The organism is Companilactobacillus kimchiensis, assembly GCF_001438805.1.
In the GTDB taxonomy this organism is placed as follows: Bacteria; Bacillota; Bacilli; order Lactobacillales; family Lactobacillaceae; genus Companilactobacillus; species Companilactobacillus kimchiensis.
Map to the genome: position 1 here is coordinate 1 of NZ_JQCF01000023.1, position 16,892 is coordinate 16,892.

A 16,892-nucleotide genomic window follows, 5' to 3' on the forward strand; every position below is an offset into this window, starting at 1 on the left:
CTTTATCAACTACAGCAGCTTTAATTTTCATAATAAATCCTTCTCTCAATATTTTTGTAAACGTTTTCTACAAAGAAAATTATTTCACTCTCCCAGAGTAAATTCAATCTTGATTTTTAATAGTAAATGTTATCAAATTTTCAACCAATTAAATATTAATATGTTTATTGAAATAAAGATGTTATCATTACGAAAGTATTTTTTAGAATAAATTACCGAAAAGGTTTTATGTAACGTTAAAGATAGGTTAAAATATAGTAGCTAATATAAAAATGTCTAAATTAAAAAGAGTATGGTGAAAAATGGAAATAAGTGAAATGTATGGTCAAGTTCTGTCTGGTACAGTAACTGACCTTAATAAAGATGAAGCATTTGTTCAAATCGAAGGATACACGTTTGCTTTGGATCTAAATGAATTAACTGAAGTACCTGAACTTGGGGATGAGATTTCAGGCTTTCTTTACGAAAACCAAGCACACAAAAATAAAATGACGACTGTAATGCCTAAAGTTACAGCTGGAGTTTGGGATTTTGCGGAAATCACTGATGTTAGAACCGATTTAGGTGCCTTTGTTAATGTTGGTTTGGATGATAAAGATTTTGTGGTGTCATTAGATGATCTTCCCTTGGAACATAACGAATGGCCTAAGAAGGGCGATCAAGTTTTAGTTAAACTTGATGTCGATCATAAGGGGCGTCTTTGGGGTAAACTAGCTGATATTGAACTTTATACGCAAATCGCTCGTAGTCCTGATGCTGAATTGAAAGCCTTAATGAACAATGATGAGGATGGAACCATTATTGCTATTAGAGAGACTGGTTCATTTGTTATGACCGAAAGTTACTATATGGGCTTTATCCATCGTAACGAACAAAGTCAGCCTTTACATATTGGTCAACATGTTAAGGCTCGTGTAATCGGTTCAAGTCACCGTCGACTAAATCTTTCTATGAAACCACGTGCTTATGAGGAAATCACACCTGATGCTCAAATGATCGTTGCTGTTTTGGAACATTCTGCTGATAAGAAAATGCCTTATACTGACAAGAGTAATCCCGATGATATTCAAGAGTACTTTGGTATTAGTAAAGGAAGCTTTAAGCGTGCGCTTGGTAATTTAATGAAACAACGTAAGATTGAACAAAAAGATGGCTACACTTATCTAAAATAGAGGTGATAATTTATGAGCGATAAATTATCAATCAAGAATCAGGAAATGATCGATACGTTGGCTGATTACACTCGTTATTTACGATTGGACCGAGGATTGTCAAAAAATACGATTGTTTCCTATCAACAGGACCTATTAGAATTCAGTAGTTTCCTAGAGAATAAAAAAATGACCTTCTATCCAGAAGATCATTTTGTCGTAACACAGTTTTTTGCTAGTCAGGATAAAGCTGAGAAGTCGAAAACATCTCAAATGAGAATGTTTTCTTCATTAAGAAAATTTTATCAATGGATGGAATTGGTTGATAAAATCCATGCTAATCCGATGAATGAATTAGATGCTCCCAAAAAAGGAACTCATTTGCCAGTTGTTTTATCAATGGATGAGGTCAATTCTTTGATTGAATCACCTGATATTTCAACGCCTTTAGGGATTCGAGATCGAACGATTTTCGAAGTAATGTATGCCACTGGTCTACGGGTCAGTGAGTTGGTTAATTTGAGCTTAGATGATCTGCATTTGGATCTAGGGCTGATCAAAACCTTGGGTAAGGGTAACAAGGAACGTCTATTGCCAATTGGTGATACAGCAATTACTTGGCTAAAAAAATATTTTGCTGAAACTAGAACTGATTTGGTGGAACGTTATGGGCAGCAAAAAGAGGTTTTCTTAAACTTTCGCGGTAAGAAGTTAACACGCCAATCAATCTGGCGAATGATCAAGAAATATATTGCGCAAGTAGGAATCAAAAAGGATGTTACGCCGCATACGTTACGTCATTCCTTTGCAACCAATTTATTGGAAAATGGGGCTGATTTGCGGGTGGTTCAGGAACTTTTGGGACACTCAGATATTTCTACGACCCAAATTTATACTCATATAAATAAAACGCGGATGAAACAGGTATACAATGAATCATTTCCGCGTGCTTAGGGAGAGTCTAGATGCTTAACAAATATAGCGATGAAAATAAGAAAATTGCCATGGGATTTTTGTCTTATATTAGTGATCTCAAAGATTTGGACAATATGGAGCAGGAGTTGAAGCTCTATTCCGAGGATCAAAATCGACAGTTATATCTTTGGAAAAGTAATATTGAAGACTATTCAGGAATCGTAGCATTGTCTTTCTCTGAAAATACGGTTTTTATTGAATATATTTCGTTGAATCCGTCTTATCGTTCACAAAGCAACGTCTTTAAGATTTTTGACGATATTCATCAAAAGTTTCCTCATCTGGTGATGTTAGGCAACTTTAATTTGAATGGTCAATTAATGCACTGGCACCAAAACAAAGAAAAAATTGAGAAAGATATGAAAGAAACGAATTAATGCAAAAATTAAACTTAGTCTTAACTGATTTTGAAGGACCAATTGATTTGTTACTGCATCTGATTAAGGAATCTAAAGTCGATATTTATGATATTCCGATTGCTCAAATCACTCAGCAATATATTGATTACTTACAGAGTATGAAGGTAATGCAACTGGACGTGGCTGGTGATTATTTAGTTATGGCATCAACCTTAATGTCAATTAAGAGTAAAATGCTGTTACCACAAGCACCAGATGAAATTGCTGATGATTTTGAGGCGGATGATCCTCGTGATGAACTGGTTTCGCAGTTGTTAACTTATCAAACTTATAAACGAGTTGCAGCTTATTTCGAAGAAAAAGAACAGGTCAGAAAGCAACAGTTTGATAAGGAAGTCAGTATTCCCGATAAACAATTAGACCGATTTTTGGAACCGGGATCAGTTGCTTTAGCAGATTTAGCATCAACTTATGCGGAATTGTTGCGAGAACAGAAGAATCGTCAACCTGAAACAGAAACGATTGAAAATGAAACTTTATCAATCGAGGATGCAACGGCTAATATTATGAGCGAATTAAAAACAGCAAAACGATTAACCTTCAAGGCACTGTTAAAGCTTAATGCAAGCGTTGAAGAAATCGTGACGGATTTTATGGCTATTTTGGAATTAGCACGGCAGCAAATTGTATCAGTCCAACAGGCTGATTTTAAGAGTGAATTATTTATCGAATTGAGGAATTAAATGTGTATCAAGCAAAAATAATGGCACTGCTCTTTGTAGCTGGTGATCAAGGTATCAAAGAAAAAGACCTAGCCGAACTTTTGGAGATCGATAGTGCGGCTCTAAGACAGAATATTGAAGAATTAAAAATCAAGTTGCTAACTGATGTTGATTCGGGAATCCAATTGGTTGATTACAATTCAGTTTATAAATTAGTAACAAAAAATGAATTTAATGAGTTATTAACTAAGTATTTTAAGGCTGGTTTGGGTAGTAAGCTCAGTCAGGCGGCACTTGAAGTTTTATCGATCATCGCCTATCGTCAACCAATTACAAGAATTGAGATCGATGAGATTCGTGGAGTTCAGAGTTCAGGTAGCCTGAATACACTGCTGATGCGTAAATTGATTAAGGAAAATGGTAAAAAGAATGTTCCTGGTCATCCTAATATTTATGTAGTGACAGATGAATTCTTTGATTATTTTGGTATTAAAAGTTTGACAGATTTACCAAAAATAGAAAAATTTGAGAATGTTTCAAGTATAGGAGATATAAATGGAGAAAGTTAGATTACAAAAATTTATGGCCGATGCCGGTGTAGCTTCACGACGTAAATCTGAAGAAATGATTGCAACCGGTCATGTTCGTGTCAATGGTAAGACTGTAGTAGAAATGGGCGTTAAAGTCGACCACAGCGATAAAATTGAAGTTGATGGTATGCCACTAGAAACTGAAAAAAAGCGTTACATCCTAATGTATAAACCTCGTGGGGTCATTTCAGCTGTGACAGATGATAAAGATCGTAAAGTAGTGACAGATCTTTTGAAAGATGATGTTAGAGAACGTGTTTATCCAATTGGTCGTTTGGATTATGATACCTCTGGTTTGTTACTGTTAACTAATGATGGGGAATTTGCTAATCACTTGATGCATCCTCGTTACCATGTTGATAAGTCTTATGTGGCTAAAGTTGAAGGTACTTTAACAACTGATGAAATCAGAAGTTTGGAAAAAGGTATCAAACTTACAGGTTATACTTCAGCTCGTTCGAAAGTTACCGTTATGTCTAAGGATAAGAAGAAGCATTCTTCTATTGTTAGAATCGTGATCCATGAAGGTCATAATCATCAAGTTAAGAATATGTTTGATGCGGTTGGTCACCAAGTTATAAAGTTGTCTCGTGAGCGTTATGACTTCTTAACGTTAGAAGGTTTGGTATCAGGTCAATATCGTGATTTAAGTCGCCAAGAAGTAGCTGATTTAAAAAAGGAAATAACAGATAGAAAGTAGAACAAAGTTACATTCTGATTATGAAGATTAATAACAAAAACCCCCAATTTGCATTGCAAAATTGGGGGTTTTGCTATTAAAAAGATCGGTAAATTAATTTAAATTTTTAGAGTAAATTTCATAAAGCTCATTCATGAGTGCAGGATCACTGATGACTTCCTTACTGACCCTTTCCAAAACAGGGATCAATGCTAAATCATCTAGATAGGCATCATCACTATTATAAGAATCCTCTTGGTCGCATTGGACTTCTTTAAATAGATTTTCGATTCGATTAACAAAATGTTTAAAGTCGGCCGAGTTTAATTGCTTAGCGTTTTTGTCGTATTCATCAGCCAACAATTTGACAATTGAATATTTGGCCGCAGTCAGTTTAGTTTTATCATTACGGTAGTTGTTGATCATCATTCGACCAACACCGATTTTCTTAGCAATTTCTTGATCACTAAAATGTTTATTGTTGAGGAATGCTTGTGCTTTAGCTAATAATTCCATTTTTGCCTGCCTTTTTTATTTAGAAACGGTTATTTTGTATAATGTATTATACAGGATACAATGGCGATTAGAAACAAACTGGATTCAAAAAACTATTCTCAGTTAAATTATTGATTAATGACAATGAAATTGTTGTATTTAGTATATCAAATTGATCTAAAAGTAGAGACTTATTAAAATCTATTTAGATAAAATGAGTAAACTTTGGCTCATAATATAATCTTTTTTGATGATGTTTAGTGGATGTCAAAGGTTAATTAAAAGTTAAATGAATCTTTCAATAACATTTGGCACGATAGATATATTAAGGCTAATCTCTGTTACTAAAGGAATGATGGCTATTTGAAATAATTGTTTTTATAAAATTAATTTGGTTATAATAAATATGAAAAACTGTTATAGTTGAAAAAAGTGGATTATCTGTTATATTGAACTTATAAAAATAAATAATTGGTTTTCAGGGCAGGGTGTGATTCCCGACCGGCGGTAAAGTCCGCGACCCAGTGTAAGCTGGCCGAACTGGTGTAACTCCAGTACCGATAGTTAAAGTCTAGATGGAAGAAAACAGATTGAGGTCTGTTTTGGTGTGCCCAAAACAGGCCTTTTTTCTTTCGAAAATCAATGGGAGAGGTTGATTTTATGGGAAAGAGTACGTACAAATTTCAGTCGGTTATTGGAGTTTCAGTTTTTGCAGCATTGGGGACAATTTTAATGTTCTTTGAATTTCCGGTCTTGATTTGGTTACCGTTTTTAAAAGTAGATTTAAGTGATGTCGTTACATTAATTGGTACCTTTGCTTTTGGTCCAGTTGGGGGGATCTTGATTGCATTGATCAAATCGATGGTTCACGTTATTGTCACTGGTAGTGGTGTTGCAGGTTTGATTGGCAATGGCTCGGCCTTTGTAGGAGCAGTTTCGATGCTGCTACCATTTAACTATTTTTGGAAAAAGAATAAAAAGGCACTCGCAATTATATCAGCGACAATTTCTATGACAGTGATCATGTCATTTTTGAATTATTTTGTAGTAATGCCTTTGTATATGAATGTTATCGGAATGCAACTGAATATGAGTTTAGCAAAATACGTCGCAACTGGGGTCGTACCATTCAATATTATTAAATCATTGATCATTTCAGGCTGTATAATGATTGTCTACCCTCGAATTAAGGGTCATTTTGCAATTAAATGAAGAAACTAAAGGAATTTTATAAATCTTTAAAGAAAAATTTTAAACTTTTATGATATGCTTTAGAGGATAGAAATTAGGAGGTTGGTTTTTAATGGCCGATAACGATAAAAACAATATGTCTGGCGATTCTCGTGTTCCTAAATCCACTGAGGGACTTGAGGGATCAGTTAGTCTTGAGGATTTAAAGAAATATCATCTGATAGATACAGGTGATGCGGACACACCAACGAATGATACTGACGATCAAACTTCTAATGATGCTCCCGTAGAGTCAAGTATGGATACTAGTTCAAATAATGATGAACCCATTCCTACTACTGATAACGACTCAACGGATCATCTTCAATCTGAAGAAAACAGCAATCATTTAAGTGAAGCACAACAGGATAGTACTCCTGAGCCTGAGGCTGAAAAGACTGATTCTGTACCAACACCACCAGTAATGTCAGTTTATTCAGAAACAAAAACTGAAGATTCGACAACTGATGAAGCAACGAAGGCACCTGAAGCTGATACAGAACCCGAAACTGATTCTAAGAGTGATAAACCTTGGGAAAATAGTTTTGATTCTGATACAGATGATGATGGTCATGTTTCCCGCGCAGTGTCGAAAGAAAAGCAACGTGGGAATCATACCTTAGTTGTTACTTTGGTAATTGCCTTGATCATTATTATGTTTACACCAGTAATCATCAATGCTGTTAGAGGTAGCAGTAGTGGTGATCTTGATAGTTCCCAATCACAAAAGTCAGTTGAGAACAAAGATAAGGCTACAAAGAAGAAAAATGCTGCTAAAAAAGCAGCGGAAAAAAAAGCCGCTGCCAAGAAGAAAGCTGCAGCTTCCAAAGCTAAAAAGACTACTGAGCCTAAGGCGAAGAAAGCTACAAGCAATAATTCAAACAGTAATACTTCAAGTAATAATGATGTTGATAGCAATAACAATACTGCTTCTGACAGTACAGCAGCTAATAATACTGACAATAGTCAAAGTACAACTGCTAACAGCAATGCTAATGCACAACAAGAACAAACTAATCAACAAGCATCAACTGATACAACCAACAATAATACTAGTAACTCGACTGATAATAGTGCCGCAAGTACTTATACGGTCAAAGCGGGTGATAACTGGTTTAGAATTGCCTATAACAACAATTTAACGACCGCTCAATTAAAGAGTTTGAATGGTAATGTTGGTACATTAACACCAGGTACAACACTAAGAGTTAAATAATTTTAAGTGTAGGGTCTCTGACAATTTTGTCTGGGCCCTTTTATTAAGGAGAGAAATTAGATGCAAATTGCTATAGATGGCCCAGCATCAGCTGGTAAAAGTACGATTGCCAAATTAATTGCAAAAGATTTAAAGTTTGTCTATTGTGATACAGGAGCCATGTATCGAGCAGTGACATTACTTGCAAAAAAGCATAATGTAGGTTATGGTGATACTCTCAATATTTTAAAATTAATGTCAGAACATAAAATTCATTTTCTTAATCAAGCGGATGGACAACATGTCTTGTTAGATGATGAAGATGTTTCTGATGCAATTAGAACTGAGGAGATAACTAATAATGTCTCCCAAGTTTCTGCAATCAAGGAAGTTAGAACAGATTTAGTGAAGATGCAAAGAGATATGGCTAACGATATCGATATTGTTATGGATGGTCGTGACATTGGGACAACGGTTCTACCCGATGCACAGGTCAAGATCTTTTTAATTGCGAGTGTGGAAGTCCGCGCTCAAAGACGTTTTAAAGAAAATATTGAACGTGGTATCAATACACCTTTAAAAGAATTGCAAGATGAGATTGCTGCAAGAGATTATAAGGATTCACATCGTGAGATTTCTCCATTAAAGAAGGCTGATGATGCGATCGAAGTTGATACTTCAGATATGACCATCGCAGAAGTTGTCAAAAAAGTAACTGAGATAGTTAACGAACATAAGTAGGGAGGCAAAATATGTCTGTTCCAGTAGTTGCGTTAGTAGGACGCCCCAATGTTGGGAAATCTACCATATTTAATCGAATTATTAATGAACGATTATCAATCGTTGAAGATACACCGGGTGTTACTCGTGATCGAATTTATTCTCGTGCTAGTTGGTTAGGGAAAGAATTCCGTTTGATTGATACTGGTGGTATTGAAATGAGTGGTGAAACATTATCCGTTCAAATTAAGACTCAGGCCGAAATTGCCATCGATGAAGCTGATGTGATCGTCTTTATCGTTAATGGTCAAAATGGCTCAACCAAGGAAGACGAAGATGTTGCTAGAATTCTTTATCGGACTAAGAAACCGGTTATTTTAGCAGTCAATAAGTCTGATAATCCAGAACAACGACAAAACATCTATGATTTCTATTCTTTAGGTTTTGGTGAACCTAATCCCATTTCTGGTGCCCAAGGTACTGGTCTTGGTGATTTGTTGGATGAAGTTGTTAAGGCTTTTCCTAATGATGACAAGGCTGAAGAAGACGATACAGTTAAATTTAGTTTTATCGGTCGTCCAAATGTTGGTAAATCATCACTAGTTAATGCTATTTTGGGTGATGAACGAGTTATCGTTTCTGACATGCAAGGAACAACTCGCGATGCCATCGATACCAAGTACCATGATGAACAACTTGATAAAGACTTTACAATGATTGATACCGCCGGTATCAGAAAACGTGGTAAGGTCTACGAAAATACTGAAAAATATTCAGTTCTTCGTGCTTTGAGTGCGATTGATAAGTCAGATGTTGTCTGTGTGGTTTTGAATGCTGAAGAAGGTATTCGTGAACAAGACAAGCGTGTGGCTGGTTACGCTCATAATGCTGGTAAAGGTGTTATCATCGTTGTCAATAAATGGGATACTTTGAAAAAAGATACCAATACGATGAAGGACTTTGAAAACCAAATCAGAGTTGAGTTCCAATACTTGGCTTATGCTCCAATTTTGTTCACTTCAGCTACTAAGGGTCAACGACTTGATAAGATTCCTGAACTTGTTTCAAGAGTTTATGATAACCGTGATCGTCGTATTCAATCAGCTGTCTTGAATGATCTCTTGTTGCGTGCTACTTCAATTGCACCAACACCATTAGTTAATGGTAAAAGATTACGAATTTACTATATGACTCAGGTGGCAATTCAACCACCAACATTTGTAGTCTTCGTTAATGAAACTGAATTGTTGCATTTTTCTTATGAAAGATTCCTAAAGAATCAATTGCGTGATACTTTTGACTTTGAAGGTACCCCAATTAAAATTCTTCCTCGAAAGAGAAAATAGGCCAGATTGGCAGTATTTTATCCGTTTTTATAAATATATTTATATTTAAGAAGATTTATCTTAAAAAATGGCGTAAATGCTTGCCACATCGGCATTGCTATGGTAATTTTGTACATAGAATCAATGAACGCATTAATATATGTTCATGTGTTCTAAAATTTTTACAAATATCCGGAGGTATTCACATATGGCAAATAAAGCTGAACTTATTGATAGTGTAGCAAGTAAAACTGGTTTGACAAAGAAAGACGCAACTTCTGCAGTTGACGCTGTCTTTGAAACAATCCAAGAAAACTTATCAGAAGGTAACAAGGTTCAATTAATTGGCTTTGGTAACTTCGAAGTTCGTCAACGTGCTGCTCGTAAGGGTCGTAACCCACAAACTGGCGAAGAAATTAAGATTCCAGCAAGCAAAGTACCTGCATTTAAACCAGGTAAGGCTTTGAAGGATTCAGTTAAATAATTAATTTTAACTATTAAGGGGCGGTCAATTGACCGTCTTTTTTTACGCAAAAATATGGAGGTATTGATTTGAGCAAAGCAGATGAAGTTATAGAAACAATTGATGATGGTGATTTTTCCAAAGTTGACAGTTTGATTAAGGCATCACTTTTAGAAGATGACGAACAAACACAATTTTCATTGGCTGAAACTTTAATGAGTCGAGGCCTTTCGGTCCAAGCTAAGACGGTTTACGAACATCTATTGACCATTTACCCTACTGAAGGTCAAATCCTCTCTAGACTAGCTGAAATTGCCGTTTCCGATGGTGATAGCGATCAAGCCCTGGACTATATCTCTATGATTACGCCAGATTCTCCTGCCTACGCAGAAAATTTGTTAGTTTCGGCAGATATCTATCAATCACAGGCACTCTATGAAGTCAGTGAACAAAAGTTGTTAACTGGGATTCGTGAGTTTCCAGATGAAGAAGTTTTCAAGTTTGCCTTAGCCGAAGTTTATTTCGATGAAAATAAATTCAGCAAGGCATTAACGTACTATGACATGCTTTTGGATCTGGATATCAAAAATTATTCTGGTATCTCGATCACCTTACGAAAGGCCAGTTCTTTGGCAGGTGATGGTCAATATGAGGAAGCTATCAGTGAATATGAAAAATTAAATGCCTTAGAGTTAAACGAAGATGCTCAATTCCAATTAGGTTTCTTGTATAACCAAGTAAAGGACTATAACAAATCTATCAGCACTTTGGAAAAATTATTGGCTACTAATCGTGATTATCCAACGGTTTATCCAATTTTGGCAGAAGATTACTTGAACATTAAGAAAAACTCTGACGCCTTTAAATATGCTCAATTAGGTTTGAATTTGAATGAGCTGGATGAACGTTTGTATGCAATTGCTTTTGAATCCGGTCTACCTGAAGATGCTAAAGGTGCTATTAAAATTTTGGAAAAGGGTATTAAGACTGTTGAGAGTCCCTTGCCATTAATTATTAAGCTTAGTGACTACTACATCACTAAAGGACAATTCAAAGCTAATTTGGATTTGTTACGTGACCGCGATGTCAGCAATAATCCAAAACTTACTTGGAACCTGGCTAAGTCTGAATTTGAAACTGACAACATAGAAAAGGCTCAAGCCGATATTTTAGTTGTTTTAGATGATTTTAAAGATAATTTGGATTATTTATCAGACTTGATCGAAATATTACGTAGTACTGGTAATAATGACATCTTGAAGCCTGCTTTGGAACTTTATCTAAAACAGGATCCTGATAATGAAGCTATGCAAGGCCTGTTGGATCAGATGTAATAATTTTAAAATTAATAATAAGTTATTTAAATACGAAAGCATCCCATCAATTCAGCTAAGAATTGATGGGATGCTTTTTGTTTGGACAGAAAAATAATATTTTATAAATTTCCGAGCTGTTCAATTAATTGATTTAAATCTTGATCAGTATCTCCAGACAAGGAATTAAGCATTTCATCAGTCAACCTTTTGGATGAGTTGTAAAACTCTTGCTCATGGTGAAATTCATTTCGCTTAGATTGAATCAATTTAACCGTTTCGTCGTGACAATCTGATGTAACTGGCTGTTCTCGCAAAAAAAGCACTGATTTGATTTCAGCAATTGTTAAGCCGGCATGCTGTAGATTATGAATTATTTTAAAAGTGATTTGATCTGATTCGCTATATTGACGATAATTATTAGCGTTTCGTTTAGATTTTAATAGATTTTTTTGATCATAAAATCTCAAAGTATCTCTTGTTGTTGCCATTAATTGGCAAAAGTCTGCTGTATTCATAGGTATGACCTCAATATTATAGTGTTATTAATTGACTTGGGGGTTAAGCCCCATGTTATTGTCAGCTTAATTATTAAATAATTATTATTGGAGTAGCAATGAAATTCTTTTATATTAATGCAATTCTTAGGTTCTGTTTAGAACTAGGTACCTTAATTGTAATAGCTTTTATTGGTTTCACTAAATATTTTGTTCCCAATTATTTTCGCAATTATTTGGTCCTTTCTGGTTGCACCACATTCTGCCAGAAAGGTTGGGATAATATTTCGAATAATAATCGAATTGATTGTTTTTGGAACTTGCTCGTTACTTTTATTTGTGAGTGGCTCAAGTAAATGGGGACTGATATATGTATGTGTAGTTTTTATAAACACGCTGTTAGTTCATATTTTGGAGGAATAGATATTATGAAAAGAATTATTTATCGTATCGAACTTTGGTTTTTAATAATTGGACTTTTGTTGCTTTATGGACGACTTGGATCATGGATTGTATTTTTGATATTTTATTTGTTGCCAGATATTACAGCCTTGGGATTTATGTTTTCGAAAAGGATTGGTGAAATCAGTTATAACTGTAGTCATACTTTGATTGATCCGACCTTATTGCTGGTTTTTATATTAGTTGTTCCCAGCAAATTTAATCAAATTCTAATTAGCTTAACACTTATTTGGTTAATTCATATTTTAGTAGATCGAGCTTTAGATTGGGGACTTTTCCCACGTATTTAAGATTAATAAAAAAAGAATTAAATATTTCTATTATTAGAAAAGCTCTTCAAAAATTAAAAAATCCCAAGAAAATTGGGCTTTTTATAATAAACCACTTGTATTCTTAAAAATTTCTGCTAGTATTACATACATAAATTGATTTTGGTTTTAACACAAGTAATAAAATATCTGGGTGTTCAGAGAATTGGCGGTCGGTGCGAGCCATGCAGGGTATTTTTATGAAATACAAAACCAGATCACGTATCCCACGTTTCGGGAATAAAGAGCAAATGGACTAGTCTATCCGTTTGAATATTGGGTGGTACCGCGCAAATAGCGTCCCTGCANAAACTTATGCAGAGGCGCTTTTTTTATACCCTGGGATACGAAAAAGGAGGAACTAAAGATGAAATTTATAGAAAAATTGAGAATGCAAGCAACATTCAGTCAAATCCTTGATGAAAATGAAGTTAAAGAAGCTAAAAGAAATTACCTTTACCGTCCCTATTGGAGTTGCCAAGAATAAACAAGTAAATAAAGCTTTGGGAAAGAATAAATAAGGGTGATTATTATGAAAAAAGAAAGTCGTTTAACGTTTTGGGAAAGTTTAATAATTATGTTTGTGATGTTTGGGATGTTAGGAACAATGATGATTGCTTGGAAAATGACGCCACAAATTCCAATTTTGTTAACATTTACATTGTTACTGTTCTACGGAAGATTCCGAGGTTTCTCTTGGAACGAATTACAAGAAGGGATTGCTGATGGTATCAGGCCTGGTATCATCCCGATGATCATTTTTATTATGATCGGAGTGTTAGTATCAGCTTGGTCAATGTCAGGTGTCATCCCCACCATCATGGTCTATGGTTTAGAGTTGTTGAATGTTCGTTTCTTTCTTTTTACTGTCTTTGTCAGTTGCTGTTTAGTCGGTGTTATCGTTGGTAGTTCTTTCACTACCATCAGTACTTTAGGAATTGTCTTCATGGGTATTGGACAAGTTATGGGTATCAACGTCGCTTTAACGGCGGGTTCAATTGTTTCAGGAGCTTTATTTGGAAATAATATGTCACCATTATCAGGAACGACTAATCTTTCTACTGGTATTGCCGGAGTTGACAATGTTTTTGATCATATTAAAACTATTGCTCATACGGCTGTACCTGCGGCAACTATTACCGCTATTATTTTCTTGATTGCTGGGCATACGACGGCTAATCCAGATATGAGTTCCGTACATCATATTGTCAGAGCCTTATATGCTAATTTCTTCATCTCACCATTAATGTTGATTCCAATCGCCGTCTTGATCTTTTGTGCAATCATGCAGATTCCTGCTATTCCCACGTTACTAGCCGGGTCAGTTACCGCGATTGCAATGCATGTTGTGATCGATCATCCCACAATAAAAACTATTAGTGATCAAATTATGAATGGTTTTCAACTGAATTCACCTGATAAAAAAATCAATGCCATTGTCAGCGGTGGTGGTATCACTAGCATGATGGGCAGTATTTCCTTAATCTTAGTCGCTTTAACATTAGGTGGAGTGCTTCTAAAAATGGGTGTCGTTGACAATTTGATCGGTAAATTAAGTAGTCAAGTTAATACGCCGGGCAAACTAATTTTAACTTCTATGATCAGTGCTATTGGGGTTAATTTCTTAGTTGGTGAACAATACATTTCAATCATTCTTCCAGGTACCACTTTTAGGGATAATTTTAAAGAACAGGGCATTCAACCAGAATACTTATCAAGGGTTCTTGCCAGTGGTGGCGCCGACATCAATGCCTTAGTTCCTTGGGGGGTCACTGGAATTTTTATTTCTGGTGTTTTAGGTGTTAGTCCAGTTGTCTTTATCTCTTGTGCCTTCTATGTTTGGTTAAATCCATTATTAACAGTTATCTTTGGATTCGTTTTTGGTAAAAATTACAGTCAAGGTAAAGTTTCAAATAGTAAAACGGCTGAAAGAATCGCTGAATCAGTTAATTAAGTTATAACAAAAGGCGCTTCATAATTATTAGTAGACTAATAGTTATGAAACGCCTTTTGTTATTTATCCTTGTCTTTTCCAGCAGCCATGCTGATAAGAAAGACAATTGAATTGAGAAGAAGTGCTGCAAATGTTAACCAATTGATACTACAGATGGTACCGATCCAAATACCAATTAGTGAAATTAAAAGTATAATATTTACCATAATTACGAATACTAGAACCCCATATTTGTTTTTGATAATTTTATCAGCTAGTATTCTTTCACATCCTTATTAAGTCTATTATATATTTTTGGAAAACTATTTCTAGTTGGGCGCAAAATAAAATTTAATCAAGTGTTTTGAGAGAATTTAATTAAGAATTTTTTCTTGGTATATAATAATGTAGTAGATTGTTAAATTAAAAGGTACTATAAATAATTGTTTAAGAAATTGAGGTAACTTTATGCAAATCAAACAACTTCCTGCCGATTTTCAAGAAGCATTGCCAGTTTTAGAAGCCATCGAACAAGCAGGATATGAGGCCTATTTTGTTGGAGGAAGTGTACGGGACCATATCTTGGGTTTACCAATTCATGATGTTGATATTGCCACCAGTGCTTATCCAGAGGAAATTAAAGGAATTTTCAAACGTACAATTGATACTGGTATTCAACATGGAACCGTGACCGTTTTAATGGGGGATGACTCCTACGAGATCACTACTTTTAGAACTGAGTCCGGTTACCAAGACTTTCGACGTCCTGATAAAGTAACTTTTGTCAGATCACTTGCTGATGATTTAAAACGACGTGATTTTACGATTAATGCTCTAGCCGTTGATGTTAAAGGAAATGTTATTGATAAATTTGATGGCTTAAAAGATTTAGATAAAAAAATCATACGGGCAGTTGGCAAGGCTGAAGAGAGATTCCACGAAGATGCTTTAAGAATGATGCGGGCAGTTAGATTTCAGGCACAGTTAGATTTTACGGTGGAAAGAAAAACTGCTCAAGCAATTGCAGACAATGCACCATTGTTAGAAAAAATTGCGGTTGAACGAATTCGTGAGGAATTTGTCAAAATGATGCTTAGTAATTCGTGGCAGATCGGTTTTGCTGACTTCTTGAAGTTAAAACTCAGTGAATATTGCCCTGGGTTTAAAGGACAATCCGCTGAACTAACGGAACTATTGGAACCTCAAAATAAAGTTTTTCTTGATGAGGATCAGGCTTGGACAGCAATTGGCTTTGTTTTAAATCTAAATCATAATGAATTTAATAAGCTTTTGCGTAATTGGAAAGTATCCAACAAAACACGTGAAGCTTCTGTCAATACTTTAAATATGTTGCATTTATTTGAAAATGAAGATTTTGATCCTTGGAATATTTATAAATTGGGAGTCGATAATCTGGAAAGAACGATTCAACTTTGTCAGATGTTTGGGATCGAATTTGCGTATGAAACGCTTCGACAAAAAATTACGCAAATTTCCATTAAAAATGGTCATGATTTAGCATTAACTGGAAAGGATATCTGTGAAATCCTGGGAGTGAAACCAGGCCCAATTATTGGAAAGTCAATGTCCCAAATAGAGCGTGCTGTCGTGGAAGGAAACGTTTCCAATAATTTCGAAGATTTAAGACATTATTTGTTAAGTAATCAATAATGCTGTGTTATTATGAAATTAGTAAGTATTTTAGGATTTGAAAGGGTGATTTTATGACTAAACATGTTTTTAAAGAACTTAAATTCTACTTTAGAAATGATGATACTTGGACAGTTAGCCACAGTGAGATGAGTGACGTTTGGATTGCGCGTGTAACAACTAGTTACGGTCGTATTAAAGGTGGACGTATGCAAGAGATTCACCCATGTAAACGTTTTAGAATTGAAATTTTACCAGAAGCTGACTATATTAAAGATACTGATGTTTCAACCGCTGCGATGGCTGATGGAATGTTCAATCGTATCATTAAATATCAAGATATCGAAAAATGTGATATCGTCTTTGAAGATGATCAAGATAAGGAACCAATGCAGATTTACTTCCCATTCAAACAAAAGGATGTTGAAGGATTAGACAACGCTTATCAATCTTCAGCAATTTCAACCAAAACTGGAAATCTTTATATTTCAGTTGATCCAGAGAATACTGTTTATGACATATATAAGAATGATCTTTAATTAAAAAATTACGGGGCATTAGTTAATTTAAATTAGCTAAGTCCCGTATTTTCTTGAAATGAGGGAAAATAATGGACGATTTGAAAATTGGTACGACGGTAACAGTGATCGATGAAAAAGACGCCATGAAAAAGCAAGCGGGAGTGGTAGTTTTTTTCGATAAAAAGCGCGATAAAGTTCTGATTAGATTTGGCGGTCAACAACAAATGTACTATACCTCGAGCCAGTTACAAAAATATTGATCATCGATGTTTTACAATCCTGAATTTACATGGGATAATAATAC

General features: G+C 35.0%; 20 protein-coding genes and 1 riboswitch. Of the genes, 18 read left to right on the forward strand and 2 right to left on the reverse strand.

Going from position 1 to position 16,892, the window contains the following annotated elements; all coding sequences use genetic code 11:
* The first annotated feature begins 302 nt into the window (after positions 1–302).
* From IV57_RS09840 to IV57_RS09865, 6 genes are read left to right on the forward strand one after another with little or no spacing between them, the layout of a single operon-like run.
* Complete coding sequence (locus IV57_RS09840; protein ID WP_057881350.1) at positions 303–1,172, forward strand: CvfB family protein; 870 nt, start codon at positions 303–305, stop codon at positions 1,170–1,172.
* Positions 1,173–1,184: 12 nt separating this feature from the next.
* Positions 1,185–2,105, forward strand: a complete 921-nt coding sequence (xerD, locus tag IV57_RS09845; protein WP_201782905.1) for a site-specific tyrosine recombinase XerD — start codon at positions 1,185–1,187, stop codon at positions 2,103–2,105.
* A gap of 11 nt (positions 2,106–2,116) precedes the next feature.
* Positions 2,117–2,503: a TMEM53 family protein gene (locus IV57_RS09850; protein WP_057881351.1), complete on the forward strand. Its 387-nt coding sequence runs from the start codon at positions 2,117–2,119 to the stop codon at positions 2,501–2,503.
* Complete coding sequence (locus IV57_RS09855; RefSeq protein WP_057881352.1) at positions 2,503–3,228, forward strand: segregation and condensation protein A; 726 nt, start codon at positions 2,503–2,505, stop codon at positions 3,226–3,228. The genes IV57_RS09850 and IV57_RS09855 overlap by 1 nt, the downstream gene beginning before the upstream one ends.
* Positions 3,229–3,230: 2 nt before the next feature.
* The gene (gene scpB, locus IV57_RS09860) at positions 3,231–3,776 is read left to right on the forward strand and encodes an SMC-Scp complex subunit ScpB (RefSeq protein ID WP_201782906.1); all 546 of its coding nucleotides are present in this window, start codon (positions 3,231–3,233) and stop codon (positions 3,774–3,776) included.
* Complete coding sequence (locus IV57_RS09865) at positions 3,763–4,497, forward strand: pseudouridine synthase (protein ID WP_057881353.1); 735 nt, start codon at positions 3,763–3,765, stop codon at positions 4,495–4,497. The genes scpB and IV57_RS09865 overlap by 14 nt, the downstream gene beginning before the upstream one ends.
* A 93-nt stretch (positions 4,498–4,590) precedes the next feature.
* On the opposite strand, the gene IV57_RS09870 is transcribed toward IV57_RS09865, so the two are convergent.
* The gene (locus tag IV57_RS09870; protein ID WP_057881354.1) at positions 4,591–4,992 is read right to left on the reverse strand and encodes a hypothetical protein; all 402 of its coding nucleotides are present in this window, start codon (positions 4,990–4,992) and stop codon (positions 4,591–4,593) included.
* Between the two features lie 449 nt (positions 4,993–5,441).
* Positions 5,442–5,562, forward strand: a riboswitch (FMN riboswitch).
* A gap of 69 nt (positions 5,563–5,631) precedes the next feature.
* Here IV57_RS09870 and IV57_RS09875 point away from each other — a divergent pair.
* The 6 genes from IV57_RS09875 (at position 5,632) to IV57_RS09900 (ending at position 11,238) form a co-directional block, all read left to right on the forward strand.
* On the forward strand, positions 5,632–6,183 hold the full coding sequence (locus IV57_RS09875) for an ECF transporter S component (protein WP_057881355.1): 552 nt from the start codon (positions 5,632–5,634) through the stop codon (positions 6,181–6,183).
* A gap of 91 nt (positions 6,184–6,274) precedes the next feature.
* On the forward strand, positions 6,275–7,417 hold the full coding sequence (locus tag IV57_RS09880) for a LysM peptidoglycan-binding domain-containing protein (RefSeq protein WP_057881356.1): 1,143 nt from the start codon (positions 6,275–6,277) through the stop codon (positions 7,415–7,417).
* Positions 7,418–7,477: 60 nt separating this feature from the next.
* The gene (gene cmk / locus IV57_RS09885) at positions 7,478–8,137 is read left to right on the forward strand and encodes a (d)CMP kinase (protein ID WP_057881357.1); all 660 of its coding nucleotides are present in this window, start codon (positions 7,478–7,480) and stop codon (positions 8,135–8,137) included.
* An 11-nt stretch (positions 8,138–8,148) separates the two neighbouring features.
* Positions 8,149–9,462, forward strand: coding sequence for a ribosome biogenesis GTPase Der (gene der, locus IV57_RS09890; RefSeq protein ID WP_057881358.1), 1,314 nt, complete (start codon positions 8,149–8,151; stop codon positions 9,460–9,462).
* A 187-nt stretch (positions 9,463–9,649) separates the two neighbouring features.
* Complete coding sequence (locus IV57_RS09895) at positions 9,650–9,925, forward strand: HU family DNA-binding protein (RefSeq protein WP_010019909.1); 276 nt, start codon at positions 9,650–9,652, stop codon at positions 9,923–9,925.
* A 68-nt stretch (positions 9,926–9,993) separates the two neighbouring features.
* A complete protein-coding gene (locus IV57_RS09900; RefSeq protein ID WP_057881359.1) occupies positions 9,994–11,238 on the forward strand; it encodes a tetratricopeptide repeat protein in 1,245 nt (414 codons plus the stop codon).
* 101 nt (positions 11,239–11,339) lie between these two features.
* On the opposite strand, the gene IV57_RS09905 is transcribed toward IV57_RS09900, so the two are convergent.
* A complete protein-coding gene (locus IV57_RS09905) occupies positions 11,340–11,735 on the reverse strand; it encodes a MerR family transcriptional regulator (RefSeq protein ID WP_057881360.1) in 396 nt (131 codons plus the stop codon).
* Positions 11,736–11,924: 189 nt separating this feature from the next.
* On the opposite strand from IV57_RS09905, the gene IV57_RS13510 reads away from it, so the two are divergent.
* The 6 genes from IV57_RS13510 (at position 11,925) to IV57_RS13290 (ending at position 16,848) form a co-directional block, all read left to right on the forward strand.
* Positions 11,925–12,137, forward strand: a complete 213-nt coding sequence (locus IV57_RS13510; protein ID WP_420806328.1) for a DUF2568 domain-containing protein — start codon at positions 11,925–11,927, stop codon at positions 12,135–12,137.
* 5 nt (positions 12,138–12,142) lie between these two features.
* On the forward strand, positions 12,143–12,466 hold the full coding sequence (locus tag IV57_RS09910) for a DUF4260 family protein (protein ID WP_057881361.1): 324 nt from the start codon (positions 12,143–12,145) through the stop codon (positions 12,464–12,466).
* A 550-nt stretch (positions 12,467–13,016) separates the two neighbouring features.
* The gene (locus tag IV57_RS09915) at positions 13,017–14,438 is read left to right on the forward strand and encodes a Na+/H+ antiporter NhaC family protein (protein WP_057881362.1); all 1,422 of its coding nucleotides are present in this window, start codon (positions 13,017–13,019) and stop codon (positions 14,436–14,438) included.
* A 447-nt stretch (positions 14,439–14,885) separates the two neighbouring features.
* Entirely contained in the window at positions 14,886–16,088 is a 1,203-nt protein-coding gene (locus tag IV57_RS09920; RefSeq protein WP_057881363.1) for a CCA tRNA nucleotidyltransferase, read from the forward strand.
* Between the two features lie 53 nt (positions 16,089–16,141).
* Positions 16,142–16,606: a hypothetical protein gene (locus IV57_RS09925; RefSeq protein WP_057881364.1), complete on the forward strand. Its 465-nt coding sequence runs from the start codon at positions 16,142–16,144 to the stop codon at positions 16,604–16,606.
* Between the two features lie 71 nt (positions 16,607–16,677).
* A complete protein-coding gene (locus IV57_RS13290) occupies positions 16,678–16,848 on the forward strand; it encodes a hypothetical protein (RefSeq protein ID WP_169790825.1) in 171 nt (56 codons plus the stop codon).
* Positions 16,849–16,892 lie beyond the last annotated feature (44 nt).